This window comes from Pseudoalteromonas shioyasakiensis, assembly GCF_019134595.1.
Classification (GTDB): Bacteria; Pseudomonadota; Gammaproteobacteria; order Enterobacterales; family Alteromonadaceae; genus Pseudoalteromonas; species Pseudoalteromonas shioyasakiensis_A.
Genome location: NZ_CP077770.1, coordinates 1,533,956 through 1,553,143, shown reverse-complemented (window position 1 = coordinate 1,553,143; position 19,188 = coordinate 1,533,956). Strand labels below are relative to the sequence as shown.

Sequence of the window (19,188 nt, the reverse complement as noted above, 5' to 3'; positions counted from 1 at the left end):
AAATAACTAAAACAATAATATGGAAAAAATACTGATCGTCGACGATAACCCAGCCATTTTGGATGCATTGTCGTTATTACTCGAAATTCACGGTTTTGATGTTGTTACAGCAAGTAACCCGTTTGAGGCAATTCAAGCCGTACAATACCAACGCATAGCGCTTGTTATTCAAGACATGAACTTCACCGCCGACACCACTTCCGGCGAAGAAGGCAAAGAACTTTTTTATGCCTTACGAGACATTAATCCTCACCTACCGATTATTTTGATCACCGCATGGACAGAGCTTTCTACTGCCGTTGAACTTGTCAAAGCAGGGGCTGCTGATTATTTACCAAAACCATGGGACGACGCCAAGCTACTTACTTGTGTAAATAACCTAATCGAGCTGGGTAAAGCAAAACAGCAAAACGAAACCTTTACACGCCACCAGCAAGAACGTGACGCATCCGTGCAACAAGCAGATTTGGTGGGTTTGGTTTATAAAAGTACCGCTATGGAGCACATTGTTAATCTTGCTATTCAAGTTGCTAAATCAGATATTTCAGTGCTGATCACAGGCCCCAACGGCAGTGGTAAAGAGCGCATTGCACACATAATACAGGCCAATTCATTATTAGCTGATAAACCCTTTATCACTGTTAATGCCGGTGCTTTACCAAGCGAGCTTATTGAGGCCGAGTTATTTGGTGCCGAAGCTGGCGCCTATACCGGTATTACAAAACAGCGTATTGGTCGTTTTGAAGCGGCCGATGGTGGCACTCTATTTTTAGACGAAATTGGTAACTTGCCACTTTCTGGGCAAATGAAATTATTACGCATTTTACAAACCGGTGAATTTGAACGTTTAGGTTCAACGCAAACACGTAAAGTGAATGTGCGGGTGATTTCAGCCACCAATGAAGATTTAAACCATGCAATTAAAGCAGGTCAATTTCGAGAAGATCTTTACTACCGCTTAAATGTAATTGAGTTAAATTTACCAAGCCTTGCCCATCGCCCAGATGATATTTTAGCTTTGGTCGCACACTTTTTACCTGAGCGCACACTGTCGCTTAGTACAGAAAAAGCCCTGCTCGCCCATAGCTGGCCGGGTAATGTTCGTGAGCTTGAAAATGCCTGTAAACGTGCTGCAGTTTTAAAACCCACAGGGGTGATTGAGCTTGCAGATTTTGGCTTACAAGTTGAAACAAACACCCCAACACAAACAAGAGCTGAGCCTAACAAACAAGAGATTGAGCTTGCCATGCGTGAGTACAAAGGGGTGATTGCTAAAGTGGCTCGCCATTTTGGCTTAAGCCGCCAAGCACTCTATCGCAGGCTTGATAAATTTAAGATTGAGTACTAATGCGTTTTTCGTTTCGATATAAAATCATAACTTTGTGTATTGCAGCATCTGCATTACCGCTTGTGTTGGTGTGTTATTTTGCGGGCATAAGCTTACTTTATAGCCTATTAGCGCTGCTCGCTTGTGCCTTGATAAGCGGATTTTTTGCCGCGCAATTATCAGCCCCGCTCATTGATGGTATGAACTCGCTCGAAACCGGACTGCTTAATTTTAAAGATGGTGAGCTGGCCACATTATTAGCCTATGATGGCAGCGATGAGCTTGGCGATTTATGCCGGCTTTATAACCAAACCGCAAAACAGCTTCGCCAAGAAAAACAATGGATTTATCAGCGTGAGTTGATGCTCGACAAAGTACTGCAAAGCTCCCCACAAGCTGTGCTTTTGACTAACGACCAAGGCTTTATTGTGTATAGCAACCACAGTGCCCGCAGCTTACTCGATGCTAAATCAGCCCTTGAAGGCGCCAAGCTTGAAAACTTATTAGATTCAAGCTGCGAGCAATTAACGCGTGCGATTCACAAAGGCGTTGATGGTTTATTTACCCTCGACAAAGCAGATCAAGAATCACAAACTTGGCATATGGCAACAGGGCGATTATTACTTAATAATCAGTTTCACCAACTATATGTTTTTAAACAACTGACCCGTGAACTAAGCCGCCAAGAAGTAGAGGTTTGGAAAAAAGTTATTCGTATTATTAGCCATGAGCTTAACAACTCACTAGGGCCTATGTCGTCTATGCTTCATAGCGCGCAACTATTAACAAAAGAAGTCGACGAGCCACGTTTAAAACGGGTATTTACCACCATTGAAGACCGCATAAAACACCTTAATGAGTTTGTGCAAGGCTATGGTAAATTTGCCAAGTTACCCACCCCTCAACTGTCGACGATTAACTGGCAGACACTCATCGAGCAATTAAAAAGTCAGTGGCAGGTTGAGGTCTCACTTGATGAGCGAGTGGCAACTGATGCTGATCACACACAACTCGAACAGTTACTTATTAACCTATTAAAAAATGCCTATGAATCGGGTTCAAACCCCGAAGATATCAGCTTAACTGTGCAACAAGAAGTAAGTGGCACACACATCACTGTGAGTGATAAAGGCAAAGGCATGAGTGAAGCTGTAATGGCAAACGCACTTATCCCCTTTTACTCAACTAAAGCAACAGGCAGTGGTTTAGGGTTAGCACTTTGCAGAGAAATAGTTGAAGCACATCACGGGCAAATAAGCTTACATAACCGTGAGCAAGGTGGGTTAAGCGTGCATGTTTTGCTGCCAGCTTGATAAATTTGATATAAAAAAAGCCGCAATCAGCGGCTTCTTTCTACACTAAATATAATTATTCAGCGTCTTTTTCTTTGTACTTTGCAGCTGTTTCAGTGATTAGTGGCTGTAATTCACCACGTTGAAACATTTCGATGATAATGTCACAACCACCGATAAGCTCGCCTTCTACCCATAGTTGTGGGAATGTTGGCCAGTTTGCGTATGCAGGTAACTCTGCACGGATATCTGGGTTAAGTAGAATGTCAACGTAAGCAAACTGCTCACCACACGCCATAAGTGCTTGTGATGCTTGTGAAGAAAAACCACAGTTAGGTAACTTTGGTGATCCTTTCATGTAAAGAAGGATAGGATTTTCAGAAATTTGCTGTTTAATTTTATCGATGGTTTCCATTTACAACCTCAAAAAAGACATTGGCTTACTACATTGGCCTTGAAAAAGTTTCACTGTGGCCTCAGATATATAACTTAAAATCGGCATTCGTAGCCACAATTTTAAATAGTCTTTAGCAATAGCATTGCTGTTTGCTAAAACTTGAGTAAAATACTCAACAATTATAGTAACACTATAATACCACTTGGTATAGGGAAGTGCGCGGTTTACCTTGCTATTACCTATAACTGAGTGGACTATCAACCAAGAAGATGGAGATAAAAAATGGCATTTGAACTACCGTCACTACCATACGCAATCGATGCATTAGAGCCACATATTTCAAAAGAGACTCTAGAGTTTCACCACGGTAAACACCACAACACTTACGTTGTGAAATTAAACGGTCTGATCCCAGGCACAGAATTCGAAAACAAATCTCTAGAAGAAATCGTATGTTCTTCAGAAGGTGGCGTATTTAACAATGCTGCACAAATCTGGAACCACACGTTCTACTGGAACAGCCTATCTCCAAACGGCGGTGGCGAGCCTACTGGCGCAATCGCTGACGCTATCAACGCTAAATGGGGTTCTTTCGACGCATTCAAAGAAGCGTTAAACGACAAAGCAGTAAACAACTTCGGTTCAAGCTGGACTTGGTTAGTTAAACTAGCTGACGGCACACTTGATATCGTAAACACATCAAATGCTGCAACGCCATTAACTGATGAAGGTGTTACACCAATCCTAACTGTGGATCTTTGGGAACACGCTTACTACATCGATTACCGTAACGTTCGTCCAGATTACCTAAAAGGTTTCTGGGCATTAGTTAACTGGGACTTCGCGAACGCTAACTTCGCTTAATCTTCTGTTACACACAGTAATCAAAAAAGACGCTTCGGCGTCTTTTTTATTGCCAGTGCACGCCCCTTCTAAGTCGCAGCCAAGCCCTCAGCCAAAAAGCGTAATCAAGATGAGCTTTTTTCAATTAAATTCTTAATTTTCTTGCGCAAAAATTCAAAATCGTGACTAAGCTTTAAATAACCTTTGCTTTTCTCTTAATCTAATTACACGTCATTTTAGCGGGTTTTCGGAGGTCTCTATGAGTATTTTTGAGCATTACCAATCACGATACGAAGCAGCGCAAGAAGAAGAATACAGTATTGAGGAATTTCTCGAGATCTGTAAGAAGGATAAATCAGCTTATGCCAGCGCACCTGAACGGCTATTGATGGCCATCGGTGAGCCGGAAATTATAGACACATCAACCGATGCACGCTTAAGCAGACTGTTTTCAAATCGCGTAGTCGCACGCTACCCTGCATTTCACGATTTTTATGGTATGGAAGATGCCATTGAACAAATCGTCTCTTATTTAAAACATGCTGCGCAAGGCTTAGAAGAATGTAAGCAAGTACTGTATTTACTTGGTCCGGTAGGTGGCGGTAAATCATCTATTGCTGAAAAGCTAAAATATTTAATGCAGCAGGTACCTATTTACTCAATCAAAGGGTCGCCTGTTAACGACCACCCTTTAGCGTTATTTGACCCAAATGAAGACGCTGAACTTTTAGAAAAAGAATATGGCATTAAACCGCGTTATTTAAAAACAGTGATGTCACCGTGGGCTGCAAAACGCTTAAGCGAATTTAATGGTGATATTAGCCAATTCAGAGTGGTTAAGCGCTTCCCATCTATTTTAAATCAAGTTGCGATTGCGAAAACTGAGCCGGGCGATGAAAACAATCAAGACATTTCAGCGTTAGTTGGTAAGGTAGATATTCGCCAGCTTGAGCACTTTGCACAGAACGACCCTGATGCCTATGCCTATTCAGGTGCACTTTGTTTAGCGAACCAAGGCTTAATGGAATTTGTAGAAATGTTTAAAGCGCCAATCAAAGTGCTACATCCACTGCTTACAGCTACGCAAGAAGGCAATTATAACGGCACAGAAGGCATTAGTGCCCTGCCGTTTAATGGTATGATTTTAGCTCACTCAAATGAATCTGAGTGGCAAACATTTAAGAACAACAAAAACAATGAAGCATTTTTAGACCGTGTTTACATCGTCAAAGTGCCTTATTGTTTACGTGTTTCTGAAGAAGTTAAGATTTACAACAAACTACTCGAGAACAGTGAATTACATGATGCGCCTTGTGCACCGGGCACATTAAAAACACTGGCGCAATTTACCACCCTTTCGCGTATTAAAGAGCCAGAAAACTCAAGTATTTATTCAAAAATGCGGGTGTATGACGGCGAAAGCTTAAAAGACACCGATCCGAAAGCGAAGTCGTATCAAGAATACCGCGATTACGCGGGTGTTGATGAGGGCATGACAGGGCTTTCTACTCGCTTTGCGTTCAAGATCCTATCGCGGGTATTTAACTTCGATACCACTGAAGTGGCAGCCAACCCAGTGCACTTATTCTATGTTCTTGAACAGCAAATTGAGCGAGAGCAATTTACCGCCGATGTTGAAGAGCGTTACTTAAGCCACTTAAAAGGATACCTCATTCCTCAGTATGTGGAGTTTATCGGTAAAGAGTTACAAACAGCCTATTTAGAATCGTACTCAGAATATGGGCAAAACATCTTTGACCGCTACGTCACTTATGCAGATTTCTGGATCCAAGATCAAGAATACCGTGACCCAGATACAGGCCAGTTATTTGACCGTGCAGCTCTTAACGCAGAACTTGAGAAGATTGAAAAACCTGCGGGTATTTCAAACCCTAAAGATTTCCGTAATGAGATAGTTAATTTCGTACTGCGGGCGCGTGCCCACAACCAAGGCAAGAATCCGCTTTGGACCAGCTACGAAAAACTTCGCACAGTTATTGAGAAGAAAATGTTCTCAAATACTGAAGATCTGCTGCCGGTTATTTCCTTCAATGCGAAAACCTCGGCTGAAGATCAGAAAAAACACGAAGACTTTGTCAATCGTATGGTTGAGAAAGGCTATACCCAAAAACAAGTACGTTTACTTTCTGAATGGTATTTACGCGTTAGAAAATCGCAGTAAAAAACGTTTGTTTTAAGGGGGTTGTTATGGCGCATTTTATTGACCGACGCCTGAATGGAAAAAACAAAAGTACCTTGAATCGTCAACGGTTCATCAGGCGTTATAAAAAACAGATTAAAGAAGCGGTATCTGATGCCATTAATAAGCGCAGTGTAACCGATACCACCAGCGGCGAGAGTATCTCTATTCCGCAACGTGATATCAGTGAGCCTATTTTTCATCAAGGACGTGGTGGCGACCGTGAACAGATCCACCCAGGCAATGACCAGTTTTCTACGGGCGACAAAATCAAGCGCCCGCAAGGAGGCGGTCAAGGTGGTGGTAGTGGCGAAGGTGAAGCCAGTGACTCTGGTGAAGGACAAGACGACTTTGTATTTTCTATTTCAAAAGATGAATACTTAGATTTACTGTTCGAAGATCTTGAACTGCCCAACCTGCAACAAAACCAGCTCGATAAACTGGTGCAGATGAAAACCCATCGCGCTGGTTTTTGTAACGACGGCATGCCAAGTAATATTGATATTGTTCGCTCATTGCAAGGCTCGCTTGCTCGAAGAGTGGCAATGACTGCAGGCAAAAAACGTCACCTTGCTGAGCTTGAGGGTCAGCTCGCTCTGCTACAAGCTGAAGAGCAGCCAGACAAGGCGGCAATTGCTTTACTTGAACGACAAATTGAGGAGCTGCAAAACCGCATTAAAGCAGTGCCATTTATTGATAATTACGACTTACGTTTTCGTAATTATGAAAAGCAACCACACCCAACAAGCAAAGCAGTCATGTTTTGTTTAATGGATGTGTCTGGCTCGATGGATCAAGCAACGAAAGACATGGCAAAACGCTTTTATATTCTGCTTTATCAATTTTTAACTCGTAGCTACAAAAATATAGAGGTTGTCTATATTCGTCATCATACCCAAGCTAAAGAAGTCGATGAGCAAGAGTTTTTCTATTCTCAAGAAACGGGTGGCACCATAGTATCTAGTGCATTAAAACTGATGAACGAAATCATCGCCGAGCGCTATAACCCTGAAGAGTGGAATGTTTACGCAGCGCAAGCCTCTGATGGTGATAACTGGGCTGATGATTCGCCAAACTGTGGCGAAATTTTACGTAATAAACTATTAAAGGCGGTGCGCTATTACGCCTATATCGAAATTACTGCCCGTGCTCATCAAAGTTTATGGCGAGAGTATCAATCAATAGTGCAAACCCACGACAATTTTGCCATGCAACACATTCGTGGCGTTGAGGACATTTACCCTATTTTCCGTGAATTATTTAAAAAGAATCGTCAGCAGCAAGGCGCCGCATAGCCTTGCCAGTGAGGTAAAGTATGGCCGATAAACGTATTAGCGACGGTCCTGATTGGACATTTGATCTACTAACAGAGTATCAAACTGAGATTGAGCGGGTAGCGAAAATTTATAAACTCGATACCTACCCGAATCAAATTGAGGTGATCACTGCTGAACAAATGATGGATGCCTATTCGAGTGTGGGTATGCCGATTGGCTACAGCCACTGGTCGTATGGTAAAAAATTCATTCAAACAGAGCAAAATTATAAGCGTGGGCAAATGGGCCTTGCTTATGAAATTGTTATTAACTCAGATCCTTGCATTGCCTATTTAATGGAAGAAAACACCCTGCCAATGCAAGCCTTGGTAATGGCCCACGCCTGCTATGGTCACAACTCATTTTTTAAAGGCAATTACTTATTCAAAACCTGGACTGATGCCAGCTCAATTATCGATTACTTATTATTTGCCAAAAATTACATTGCCAAGTGCGAAGAGAAATACGGTATTACCGAGGTCGAAAACCTGATTGATTCATGCCATGCGTTAATGAATTATGGTGTAGACCGCTACAAACGCCCGCAACGTATTTCACTTTTTGAAGAACAAAAACGCCAACAAGAACGTGAAGACTACCTACAATCGCAAGTCAACGAGTTGTGGCGCACGATACCGACTTCGCAGCAAGAGTCGAAAAAACGTGAGCGCCGTTTTCCAGAAGAGCCACAAGAAAACATTTTGTACTTCATCGAAAAAAATGCGCCGCTGCTAGAGTCATGGCAACGAGAAATAATTCGAATTGTGCGTAAAATTTCGCAATATTTTTACCCACAAAAACAAACTCAAGTGATGAATGAGGGCTGGGCTACGTTTTGGCATTACACCATTTTGAACCACCTGTACGACGAAGGTAAGCTCACCGATGCCTTTATGCTCGAGTTTTTACAAAGTCACACCAATGTGGTGTATCAACCGCCCTACAACAGCAATTATTATTCAGGGATCAACCCCTATGCTCTTGGCTTTAACATGATGGTTGATATTCGCCGTATTTGTGAAAACCCAACAGAAGAAGACAAGAAATGGTTTCCAGAGTATGCTGGCAGCGATTGGTTAGAAACCCTGCACTTTGCAATGCAAAACTTTAAAGACGAGAGCTTTATTAGCCAGTTTTTATCGCCAAAAATTATTCGTGATTTTAAGTTGTTTACCATTATTGATCATGAAAAAGAGCCGACCCTCAATGTCGGTGCCATTCATGATGAAATGGGCTATCACCAGGTTCGTGAAACCCTGTCGGCACAATACAATCTAAGTAATCACGAACCAAATATTCAAGTCTATAATGTTGATATTAGAGGAGATCGTTCACTTACTCTGCGTTATGTGCCGCATAACAATATTCCGTTAGCTAAATCAAAAGATGAAGTGTTAAAACACCTTTACAGGCTATGGGGCTTTAAGGTAAAACTGGAACAAGAAACCGCAACAGGTGAAGTTTCATTATTGGGTGAATGCCCAAGCAGTGATACCCGACACACAACAGAGTAGCCAAAAATGAATAAAAAAATACTGGTGATCATCGACTCAACAGCAGATGCTAAAACGTCTATATTACATGCAAAGCAAAAAGCCAAAGGCTTGAAGCATATTGATATTGTTGCTTTTAGCTACGAAGACACCAATAACATTTTATTCTCTATTCCACCTGATGAAGCGCTCGCTATTCAAGACAAAGAGCTCGCTAAAGTCCGTGCAGCACTTGCTCCACTTATCAGCGAGCATTTAGATGATGATAGCTATACTTTGCAAACCCTGTGGCATGAAAGCCCAGTACAGTGGCTAGCTAATGAGCTTGATACGTCAGACTATGAAATGGTGATTAAAACTCGCCACATCGACGAAGAAACGCAATTTACAGAGCTAGACTGGCAACTTATTCGCTTTAGCCCACTGCCACTTTATTTGGCCGCCGATAACAAGTGGCGTAACAATACTAATGTACTGGCAGCCCTTGATTTAGGCAGTGAGAAGGCGACTAAATACTGTTTAAACGAAGCAATTATCAAAGCAGGCTTAGCCTATGCTAAAGACTACGACAGCGAGTTTTATGCCTGTTATACCGTACATGTATCACCGTTTTTACGTGATTTAGGCATTGTATTTTCAGATGAGCAAGTGATTAACGCCTTTGAAAAGCTACCCGTAGCACAGCGTACCTTAATAGAAGCGCACGACTTAAAAGAAAAACTTAAAATCAAAGCTGGTGTCGTTGAGCAAGTGATCCCAAGTGTTGCAGCTAAATTAAATGCAGACTTAGTGATTATGGGTTCGGTGGGTAATACAGGTATTAAAGGTCATTTAATTGGTAATACCGCCGAAAAAGTCATGAAGCTACTTAAAACAGATATTCTTGTTTTACCGCCACTTGGGGTTTAATACCAATTCGCTTAATTAAGTGGTCTATTTTGAGGCAAGGAAACCTCGTTGATAACAAGGCAAAAATTTCGTTATTTAGTTGTTCTAAATCAGAAATTTTTAACGCAGGTAGCGACCGGTTTAATCCCTCAAAATGATTAAGTATTATTGCGGGTTGGTATAGTCCTCAAACTTAATCAAATAAATATCAAAAAGGGGCTTATTTGCCCCTTCTTTATTTATAAATCTGTATAAGCTGTGACCTTGTTACGGCCGTTTTCTTTTGAGTGATATAAGGCTTTATCGGCTGCTTCAACCCACTTTTCGTAGCGATCAAACTTCTCGTCGAAGCACGCAAAACCAATACTGACCGTCAGTTGAATTTGTTTGCCATCAAAGTAAATTGATGAGTTCTCAATCAGTGTTCTTAGTCGCTCAGCAAAGATATGCGCACCTTCATGATCAGTATCAAGCAAGGTTACCGCAAACTCTTCACCGCCATAGCGACCTGCTAAGTCTGTTTCACGCAGCGTCTTACGCAGTAAGTCTGCAATATGACGCAATGCCTCATCACCGCCGCGATGGCCATGCTCATCATTAACCTTTTTAAAGTGGTCAATATCAAACATCAACAAGCTGCTACATCCGCCACTGCGCACAATGCGCATATATTCTTTGCGTAATTTTTCTTCCCAATAACCACGATTAGTAAGCTTAGTCAGTGCATCTGTACGGCTCATTTGTTCAAGCTTGCTGTTGGCTTCTTCTAGCTCTTTTTTATTCACCGCTTCATCGGTTACATCGTAGATAATGATACAGATATGCGATACTTCACCTGTGGTCGTTGTCAGTGGGATAAAGGTGGCATTTTGATACATATGATCCGCTTTACCGGTAATTGGACGGTAATTTTTAAAACGAAAAATATACGGCTGCTGCTCCCAAATAGTAAACGAGCGATTATTTAGAATGAATACTGACTCAGATTTACTGCGAAACCACTTTTCATCGATTGATGGAAATAAGTCAAACAGGTCTTTATCTTTCACCGCGCTTGGCAATAAGCCGGAATGGTTTTCCATAAACCCATTCCAGATGCAGACTTTGTAGTCTCTATCGAGCACCACTAGGCCTACATCAACGGTATTAAACATATCCATTAACCAATGGAGTTCATTCATATTAAAATCGGCTGCAGGCATAGTTTAGTCTTCTAATAAATAAGCTACTTTGTACTTAAGGGTTTTTAATGAGTCCTCGGTGAACAGCAACATCAAATCACAGTTAATGTTGTGATTTTCGATGCCATAGCTGATCTCAATCGCCAGCGTTCGTTGCCAGCGAGATTTATTGGCTTTTACTAAATCGGTCACATCACAATGCTGTCCTAGCACCACAGGATGACCTTGGCTAAAGCGCATATCGAGCTGTTTAGAAAGCCCAGATAAAATCGCGCCAATTAGAATGTTGCTGACATCCATCAGCAGCTCAAGCTCAACTTTATCGTTAAGCTCGCCTTCGTAATTCATTAGTGACGCAATTTCTTTAAAACTTGAATCATTTAATAGCAATAAGGCTTCACCAGATACACCACCACCGATAAAACCTTGGCACACACCAGATGTAGTGGCATTCGCATCAATAGAACGTAAAGCCATATCGAGCTCATTTACCTCTAATACATTTACATTAGGAATAGGAAGCTTTACGAATACATTAAGAAGACGCGCTAATAAGTCCCCTGCTTGCCCCATAGCCACGTTTGTGAGCTCTTGATAGATGTCACGCACATCAGGGTCAACTTGCTCACCTAGCTTATTAGCAAGGCGCTCACGCATGGCTTTATCTTTAATGCCATGGTGCTCGATGATATTAGCAAGCTTTTCTGCAGAGCAAGGTTTTTGAATAAAGTCGATAGCGCCTAACTCAAGAACACGTTGGTGAGCGTTAGGTTGGATATCGCCAGACACAACCACGGTGAGAACATGAAGGTCTTGTTCTTGAATAGCTTGAAGTACTTCGTAGCCATCCATTTCAGGCATGTTTAAATCGAGAAACAGTATTTCAGGCTGAATTTTTTTGATTTGCTCAATACAGTGAACACCGTCTTCAGCAAACTCAACTTTAATATCCCAATCATCGGGTAAAGAGCGTGCTAATTGTCGACGAGCTAACTTTGAATCATCACAAACTAATACCGAAGTTGACATACTCTCTCTCTAAATCCGTACTTTTTAACTAGGCGTAAATTAGCCTAGCAACTTTATTCTTATTTTTATATATAAAAAATAGGGTCACGAACACATGTTAATCAAACTACTGGTTATTTACAATTTTAAATTGTACTAATCCTTGGAGCCACCCCATGAGTATAATACACTGGTGTTAAATGCGTTAATTTGAAGGAATCTTATTATGTTACGTCCACTTATATTTGCATTAGGTGCAGTATGCACGTTTAGTTATGCAGGTGATTTATCAGAAAATAGTTTAGATGCTGGTAAGGTTTCTGCCCAGTCTAAGCCGGTCACTTTACTAGGACAAGGTGTTGAAGTTGGTCAAAAAGCGCCTAATTTTAAAGTAGTAGACGGCAGCTTTACCCCCGTCACATTAGACAACTATCAAGGCCAAGCCGTGCTTTTAAGCGTTGTGCCAAGTTTAGACACCGGTGTATGTAGTATTCAAACCAAACACTTTAATGAAAAAGTAGCTTCAGAATACCCAAGTGTGGCGATGCTAACCTTAAGCGCAGACTTACCGTTCGCACAGAAGCGCTTTTGTAAAGCGGAGAATATAGACAAAGTAGTGACTTTATCTGACTCAGTATGGCGTGACTTTGGTAAGAACTACGGTTTGATTATCAAAGATATGGGCTTGTTAACCCGCGCCGTATTTGTGCTCGATAAAGAACATAACATCGTTTACAAGCAGCTTGTCGATAACCTTTCAAAAGAGCCTGATTACGACAGTGCTATTGCGGCATTAAAGAAACTGTAAAGCGCAATTTTACTTGCAGCGAGACAGACACAAAAAAACCGCCCAGAGGCGGTTTTTTATTTGTGATTCTAAAAGGTAAATTAACCTAAAAGCTCACCAAGTTGTTGGCTAACAGCTTCAACAGCTTGAGTACCGTCTAATTTGTGGTACTGAGTGTTGCCTGCTTTCGCTTCAGCTTGGTAGTAATCAACTAATGGTTTAGTTTGGTCGTGGTAAATACCTAAACGCTTACGAACTGTTTCTTCAGTGTCGTCATCACGAATGATTAGGTCTTCACCTGTGATGTCATCTTTGCCATCAACTTTAGGTGGATTATAAACAACGTGATAAACACGACCAGAGCCAGGGTGTACGCGACGGCCGCCCATACGCTCAACGATAATTTCATCAGCAACGTCAAATTCGATAACGTGATCAACTACCACGCCATTCTCTTTCATTGCATCTGCTTGAGGAATAGTACGAGGGAAACCGTCTAGTAAGAAACCTTTTTCGCAATCTGGCTTAGCAATGCGCTCTTTAACTAGACCGATAATAATTTCGTCAGATACTAATTGACCTGCATCCATTACTTTTTTAGCTTCAAGACCAAGTGGTGTACCTTCTTTGATTGCTGCACGCAGCATATCGCCCGTAGAAATTTGTGGAATACCGTATTTGTCCATCAAAAACTGAGCTTGAGTACCTTTACCTGCACCCGGCGCGCCCAAAAGAATAATGCGCATATCATTGTCCTCTGTGTGATACTAATCTTAAAAATGGTCGATCAGTGGAGTTTTGTTTTTAGAGCCTGAATTCTTCCACAACTAAGGCTATACCTCAAGTAACTTATACCAATTGCCTATATTAGCGGCAATAAAAAAGGGAGCCTTGCTCCCTTTTCCAACTCATTCTACTAAAACGCTTATTTACTTAAATCTAGCATAAGTTTGTTCAAACGAGTTACAAAGCCTGCAGGGTCTTTTAAAGTACCGCGCTCAGCAAGTAATGCTTGATCTAGAAGCACTTGTGACCACTGAGCAAACTTGTCTTCATCTTGTTCAACATTTAAGTGTTTAACAAGCTGATGCTCTGGGTTTAGCTCAAAAATTGGCTTTTGCTCAGGGACTGTTTGACCAACTGATTCCATTAACTTTTGCATTTGTGAGCTCATATCGTGCTCATCAGCAACAACACATGCAGGAGAGTCAGTTAGACGGTGTGTAAAGCGTACGTCTTTAACGTTATCACCTAGTGCCGTTTTAATGCGCTCAACTAGGCCTGCAACTTCTTTTTCTGACTCTTCTTGCGCTTTTTTAGTTTCTTCGTCATCCATGTTGCCTAAATCTAAGTCACCACGGGTAATTGACTGGAATGATTTTTCGTTGAACTCTGTTAAGTAGCTCATCATCCACTCATCAACACGGTCGCTTAGAAGCAATACTTCGATGCCCTTCTTACGGAAGATCTCTAAGTGTGGCGAGTTCTTCGCAGCTGCAAATGAATCAGCAACTACATAGTAGATTTTGTCTTGCTCTGGCTTCATACGCTCAATGTATTGATCAAGCGATACATTTTGTGTGCTTTCGTCAGTATGTGTAGAAGCAAAACGCAGTAGCTTAGCAATGGCTTCTTTGTTAGCCGCATCTTCAGCTGGGCCTTCTTTTAACACCTGACCAAACTCGTTCCAGAACGTTTGGTAATCTTCTTCGCGGTTTTTCGCCATACGCTCAAGCATTTTAAGTACGCGCGATGTACAACCTTTACGGATTGCTTGCGTTACTTTGTTGTCTTGTAAGATTTCACGCGACACGTTAAGTGGTAAATCATTTGAATCAAGTAAACCTTTCACAAAACGTAAGTAGCTTGGCATGAACTGCTCAGCGTCATCCATGATGAAAACACGTTGCACATACAGTTTTAAACCTGATTGACGTTCACGGTTCCATAAATCGAAAGGTGCTTTTTTCGGGATGTATAACAAGCTAGTGTATTCAGTTTTACCTTCAACCTTGTTATGTGCCCAACTAAGTGGCTCTTCCCAATCATGACCAATATGCTTATAAAACTCTTTGTACTCTTCGTCTGTTACTTCTGACTTATCGCGAGTCCATAGTGCTGTCGCGCGGTTAATACCTTCCCACTCGCCTGGCTGTGCTGGAATTTTCTCGCCGTCAGGACCTTCAGATTCAGGTACTTCTGCTTTATACATTTCAACTGGAATAGAAATGTGGTCTGAGTATTTAGTTACGATACTACGTAGACGGAACTCATCAGCAAACTCTGTTTCGTCTTCACGAAGGTGAAGAACGATTTCAGTGCCGCGTGATGGTTTATCAATCTCTTGTAATGTGTACTCACCTTCACCTGCAGATTGCCATTCAATACCTTGGCTTTCACCTGCTTTACGAGTACGCACTGTTACTTTGTCAGCAACGATAAATGCTGAGTAAAAACCAACACCAAATTGACCAATCAATTGTGAATCTTTGCTTTGATCACCTGTTAGGTTTTGGAAAAATTCTGCGGTGCCTGATTTTGCAATTGTACCTAGTGAATTGATCACATCTTCACGGCTCATACCAATACCGTTATCAGTAATGGTGACCGTGTTTGCTTCTTTATCGGCACTGATACGTACTTTTAGTTCCGCATCGTTTTCGTATAAATCGCCATTAGAAAGCGCAAGGAAACGTAATTTATCTGCCGCATCTGACGCGTTTGATACAAGCTCACGTAAAAATATTTCTTTATTAGAGTAAAGTGAGTGAATCATAAGGTTAAGCAGCTGTTTAACCTCGGTTTGAAAGCCTAATGTTTCTTTTTGTGCTGCAGTCATTGTGTAAATCTCCAATTAACAAAGTGTCTAATCTGCACTATGACTCTTTATATGGGGCAGGCTTTTTGAACTTCAAGGCAAAAAATTAAATTAGCGGCTAAATTGGGGGCTATACACAAAAAAGCCTGCATAAAGCAGGCTTTTGATACCATATCAGGTATTAATTTTGGTTTACGGCGCGTCGTCCGCTAAATGCGTGCATCAATGTCATACCATCAAGTAAGTCGAGCTCACCACCAACAGGGACACCGTGAGCAATACGAGATGCACCGACCTGATACTTATGACAAAGCTCAGCAATGTAGTGGGCTGTGGTTTCACCTTCAACACTTGGATTGGTCGCTAGGATCACCTCATTAATACCACCTTGTTGCAACTTACTTTCAAGAATATCAAGGCCAATTTCTTTTGGTCCTATGCCATCAATTGGCGACAAGTGACCCATTAAAACAAAGTAAAGACCTTGGTATTGACCAGTTTGCTCAATAGCGAGTACATCGGTTGGTGATTCAACGACACACAATAAACCACTATCTTGGCGTTTAACACTTGAACAAATATCGCATACAGCTTGCTCTGTAAAAGTACGACAAGATTGACAATGCCCTACTTCATCCATTGCCTTGGTTAATGCGTGGCCAAGTTGTTTACCACCTTGACGGTCACGCTCAAGCAAATGAAAAGCAATGCGCTGTGCCGACTTTGGGCCAATGCCCGGCTGGCATCGTAGCGCTTCAATTAGCTGTGTTAAACTAGGAGATAGTTGCATACAAAATCACTTAGAATGGCATTTTCATACCTGGTGGTAATTGCATACCGCCAGTTACTTTGCTCATGCGCTCTTGTGTTTCTTCAGCAACACGACGTACAGCATCATTACACGCTGCCGCTAGTAAATCTTCGATCATGTCTTTGTCGTCTTCCATTAGGCTTTCATCTAATTCAACACGACGTACATTGTGGTTACCAAGCATAGTTACTTTAACTAGGCCTGCACCTGCTTCACCTACTACTTCAAGGTTTGCAATTTCGTCTTGGGCTTTTTGCATGCGCTCTTGCATTTGCTGCGCTTGCTTCATCATGTTACCCATTCCACCTTTAAACATAACTGTCTCTCTTTCTAAACTACTTTAATTGGCATGAAGATAAGGGCTATTGTAACTAATTACAATGCCTGAATACTGTTTTCATCGATTATAGCGCTAAATAACTGCTGAAATTGCACTATATTCTCATCGCTATTTATTACATCAATCGCTTGTTGATGGCGTCCCGCATCGATTTTTTGTTGAATCAAATACGGTGAATCAATTACGCCATCAGCAAACTCGATACTAAGCTCTACATTATGGCCGTAAATTTCACTTAATGCAGCATTGAGTTTTTGTCTAAGCACTGCACTATCTAAATGGCGCTGTGATGAGTCAACTTCGATGTGAAGCTGATTATTCTGCTTGGTAAAAATTGAATGCAGCGCAAATTGGCGCATGCGACCACCAAGCCCCATGCGTTTAATTAAATACGCCCATTCGTCTTGTTCGTGTGCAAATTTAATACTGCTGATCGGGCTTTCAAAATCATCAGGTATCGGAATACTGGCTTCTTCGACTACTGGCTCTGGCGCTTTTTGAGGATTGATCTGCTCAAGTAACTCAGGCGCTAAGTTTTCGGTGATTGTTTGATGCTTTTCTCGAAAGTCGACTTTTTTTACTTTATTACTGCTCTCCCCCGTTTGCTGGGGGATGGGCTTTTTTACTTCAGCAGCCATTGCTTGCTGCTGAGGCTGAATATTGGTCGCGGCTGTGCTTTGTTGCGCTGGCGGCACTGCTTTGGGCTTCGCTTCAGGCTGTGGTTCTGCTTTAGCATTAGTTTGCGTTGCTGCACCACTTAAACGCCCGGCACCTGAAATATTGCGGTCTTGTAAAATACGAGCAATAGCCGACTGCGCCTGACTTTGCTGCTGTTGTAATTGCACTGGTGCAGCTTGCTGTTGCTGAGGCTCAGATGCTTCATTGGCAGTAAAGCCCTGATCATAGGCGCTATTCATCACATCATCGTATTGCGCAGCAAGTGATGGGTCCATTTGTGCTTCATGATCGTCCATGTAATCTTGCGAGGAATACTCTGGTGATGAGTATTCAGCTGCAGGCACTTGCCCTGAGTGGCTTTGCTCTTGCTGTTGTGGCGCAGGTTCAACTTCAGCGGCCATTGCAGTTTCAACAGATTGCTGAGGCTGTTGACCAGCATCAGGCTGCTCTTCTGCTGTTGCTTCAACTTGCTGGGCAGGCTCATGACTATTTGCCGTTTCTGCCTTGGCAGCTTGATTAGGTTCTGCTTGAATAGGCTCAGCTTGTGCTGGCTGAGGCTCTGAAGGAACAGCAGTTGCCTGAGAGCTATGTGCAACTGGTGCTTGCTCTGAAGCTGCTTGCTCACGTTGCGCCGTTGATTTTTTCAAAATATCACGTAGTGCACCGGCACCACTTGGCTTAACCTGCTGCTGGGTATTCGTTGGTGTTTGGCTTTGTGCAAATTGCGTAGGTTGGAATGCAAGCAGTCGCAACATGATCATTTCAAAACCAAGTTTAGCATCGGGTGCCCACTGCAAATCTTTTTTACCATTTAATAGCAATTGGTAGTACACCTGCATCTGCTGTGCATCAGTGGTTTGTGCCACCTGCTCAATAAACTCACGGTTAGTATCATCAAGTGCCGCGGCACTAGGCACGAGTTGCACAAGCTGAATAAGGTGCGTCAGGGCAATTAAATCGTCGAGCAAGGCTACAAAGTTAGGGTTTCGGCTAACAACTGCTTTTACTTCTTGAAGTAATGCATCGCCATCTTGGCACAGTAACGCTGCTAACATGGTTTGGCTATATTGAGTATCCATCAAGCCAAGCATAGTTTGCACTGCCTGATGATTAATATTGCCATTGGTTTGCGCAATTGCTTGGTCTGTAAGACTCAATGCATCACGCATACTACCATCGGCTGCCTTAGCTAAAATAGATAATGATTTATCATCAAAATTTAGCTGTTCTTGATTAAGAACATGGGCAAGCTGGTCATGAATTTCTGATTGCGACAAAGCATTTAAATTAAACTGTAAGCAACGCGATAAAATCGTCACTGGCAGTTTTTGCGGATCGGTTGTCGCTAATAAAAACTTCACATGCTCTGGCGGCTCTTCCAATGTTTTAAGTAATGCATTGAAACTATGCTTTGACAGCATGTGAACTTCATCGATTAGGTATACCTTGTAACGACCACGTGTTGGTGCGTATTGAACGTTATCAAGGATTTCGCGGGTATCTTCTACTTTGGTACGTGATGCCGCATCGATTTCTAACAAATCGATATAACGGCCTGCTTCAATGTCAGTACAACTTGAACATTGGCCGCATGGCTCAGCAGAGATACCCTTATCGCAGTTGAGACTTTTTGCGAATATACGTGCAATGGTTGTTTTACCCACCCCACGGGTTCCAGTAAAGAGATAAGCATGATGGAGTCTATTTTGTGTTAATGCATTAACCAATGCCTGTTTAACATGAGACTGCCCCACTAACTCGTGAAAGGTTTGTGGTCGCCATTTCCTTGCTAGAACCTGATAACTCATT

General features: G+C 42.0%; 16 protein-coding genes. 8 read left to right on the top strand and 8 right to left on the bottom strand.

Annotation, left to right across the window (positions count from 1 at the left end; genetic code table 11):
- The first annotated feature begins 19 nt into the window (after window positions 1-19).
- Together KQP93_RS07295 and KQP93_RS07290 are read left to right on the top strand one after the other, a co-directional pair.
- Window positions 20-1,348, top strand: coding sequence for a sigma-54-dependent transcriptional regulator (locus KQP93_RS07295; protein WP_217876487.1), 1,329 nt, complete (start codon window positions 20-22; stop codon window positions 1,346-1,348).
- The gene (locus KQP93_RS07290) at window positions 1,348-2,640 is read left to right on the top strand and encodes a sensor histidine kinase (RefSeq protein ID WP_217876486.1); all 1,293 of its coding nucleotides are present in this window, start codon (window positions 1,348-1,350) and stop codon (window positions 2,638-2,640) included. The genes KQP93_RS07295 and KQP93_RS07290 overlap by 1 nt, the downstream gene beginning before the upstream one ends.
- A 55-nt stretch (window positions 2,641-2,695) precedes the next feature.
- On the opposite strand, the gene KQP93_RS07285 is transcribed toward KQP93_RS07290, so the two are convergent.
- Window positions 2,696-3,034, bottom strand: coding sequence for a Grx4 family monothiol glutaredoxin (locus KQP93_RS07285; RefSeq protein WP_054551536.1), 339 nt, complete (start codon window positions 3,032-3,034; stop codon window positions 2,696-2,698).
- A gap of 264 nt (window positions 3,035-3,298) precedes the next feature.
- Here KQP93_RS07285 and KQP93_RS07280 point away from each other — a divergent pair, with 264 nt between their 5' ends.
- The 5 genes from KQP93_RS07280 to KQP93_RS07260 all read left to right on the top strand — a co-directional run bounded on the left by KQP93_RS07280 (window position 3,299) and on the right by KQP93_RS07260 (window position 9,777).
- Window positions 3,299-3,880, top strand: coding sequence for a superoxide dismutase (locus KQP93_RS07280; RefSeq protein ID WP_054551537.1), 582 nt, complete (start codon window positions 3,299-3,301; stop codon window positions 3,878-3,880).
- Window positions 3,881-4,118: 238 nt separating this feature from the next.
- Entirely contained in the window at window positions 4,119-6,041 is a 1,923-nt protein-coding gene (locus KQP93_RS07275; protein ID WP_054551538.1) for a PrkA family serine protein kinase, read from the top strand.
- Between the two features lie 26 nt (window positions 6,042-6,067).
- Window positions 6,068-7,354 (top strand): YeaH/YhbH family protein, encoded by a 1,287-nt coding sequence (locus tag KQP93_RS07270; protein WP_217876485.1) that lies wholly within the window; start codon window positions 6,068-6,070, stop codon window positions 7,352-7,354.
- A gap of 20 nt (window positions 7,355-7,374) precedes the next feature.
- Window positions 7,375-8,889, top strand: a complete 1,515-nt coding sequence (locus KQP93_RS07265) for a SpoVR family protein (RefSeq protein ID WP_054561728.1) — start codon at window positions 7,375-7,377, stop codon at window positions 8,887-8,889.
- Window positions 8,890-8,895: 6 nt separating this feature from the next.
- Window positions 8,896-9,777: a universal stress protein gene (locus KQP93_RS07260; RefSeq protein WP_217876484.1), complete on the top strand. Its 882-nt coding sequence runs from the start codon at window positions 8,896-8,898 to the stop codon at window positions 9,775-9,777.
- Window positions 9,778-9,995: 218 nt separating this feature from the next.
- Here KQP93_RS07260 and KQP93_RS07255 read toward each other — a convergent pair whose 3' ends face one another.
- Window positions 9,996-10,958 (bottom strand): sensor domain-containing diguanylate cyclase, encoded by a 963-nt coding sequence (locus KQP93_RS07255; protein WP_054561730.1) that lies wholly within the window; start codon window positions 10,956-10,958, stop codon window positions 9,996-9,998.
- Window positions 10,959-10,961: 3 nt separating this feature from the next.
- Complete coding sequence (locus KQP93_RS07250) at window positions 10,962-11,966, bottom strand: response regulator (RefSeq protein ID WP_054561731.1); 1,005 nt, start codon at window positions 11,964-11,966, stop codon at window positions 10,962-10,964.
- 205 nt (window positions 11,967-12,171) lie between these two features.
- Between KQP93_RS07250 and tpx the strand changes: the two genes are divergently transcribed.
- A complete protein-coding gene (gene tpx, locus KQP93_RS07245; protein ID WP_175082181.1) occupies window positions 12,172-12,753 on the top strand; it encodes a thiol peroxidase in 582 nt (193 codons plus the stop codon).
- 80 nt (window positions 12,754-12,833) lie between these two features.
- Here the strand turns inward: tpx and adk are convergent, their stop codons facing one another.
- From adk to dnaX, 5 genes are all read right to left on the bottom strand, one after another.
- Complete coding sequence (gene adk, locus KQP93_RS07240; RefSeq protein ID WP_036967590.1) at window positions 12,834-13,478, bottom strand: adenylate kinase; 645 nt, start codon at window positions 13,476-13,478, stop codon at window positions 12,834-12,836.
- A gap of 179 nt (window positions 13,479-13,657) precedes the next feature.
- Window positions 13,658-15,571, bottom strand: a complete 1,914-nt coding sequence (htpG, locus tag KQP93_RS07235; protein ID WP_217876483.1) for a molecular chaperone HtpG — start codon at window positions 15,569-15,571, stop codon at window positions 13,658-13,660.
- A 160-nt stretch (window positions 15,572-15,731) separates the two neighbouring features.
- The gene (gene recR, locus KQP93_RS07230) at window positions 15,732-16,340 is read right to left on the bottom strand and encodes a recombination mediator RecR (RefSeq protein WP_054551546.1); all 609 of its coding nucleotides are present in this window, start codon (window positions 16,338-16,340) and stop codon (window positions 15,732-15,734) included.
- Window positions 16,341-16,350: 10 nt separating this feature from the next.
- Entirely contained in the window at window positions 16,351-16,677 is a 327-nt protein-coding gene (locus tag KQP93_RS07225; protein WP_016707773.1) for a YbaB/EbfC family nucleoid-associated protein, read from the bottom strand.
- Window positions 16,678-16,736: 59 nt separating this feature from the next.
- The gene (gene dnaX / locus KQP93_RS07220) at window positions 16,737-19,187 is read right to left on the bottom strand and encodes a DNA polymerase III subunit gamma/tau (protein WP_217876482.1); all 2,451 of its coding nucleotides are present in this window, start codon (window positions 19,185-19,187) and stop codon (window positions 16,737-16,739) included.
- Window position 19,188 lies beyond the last annotated feature (1 nt).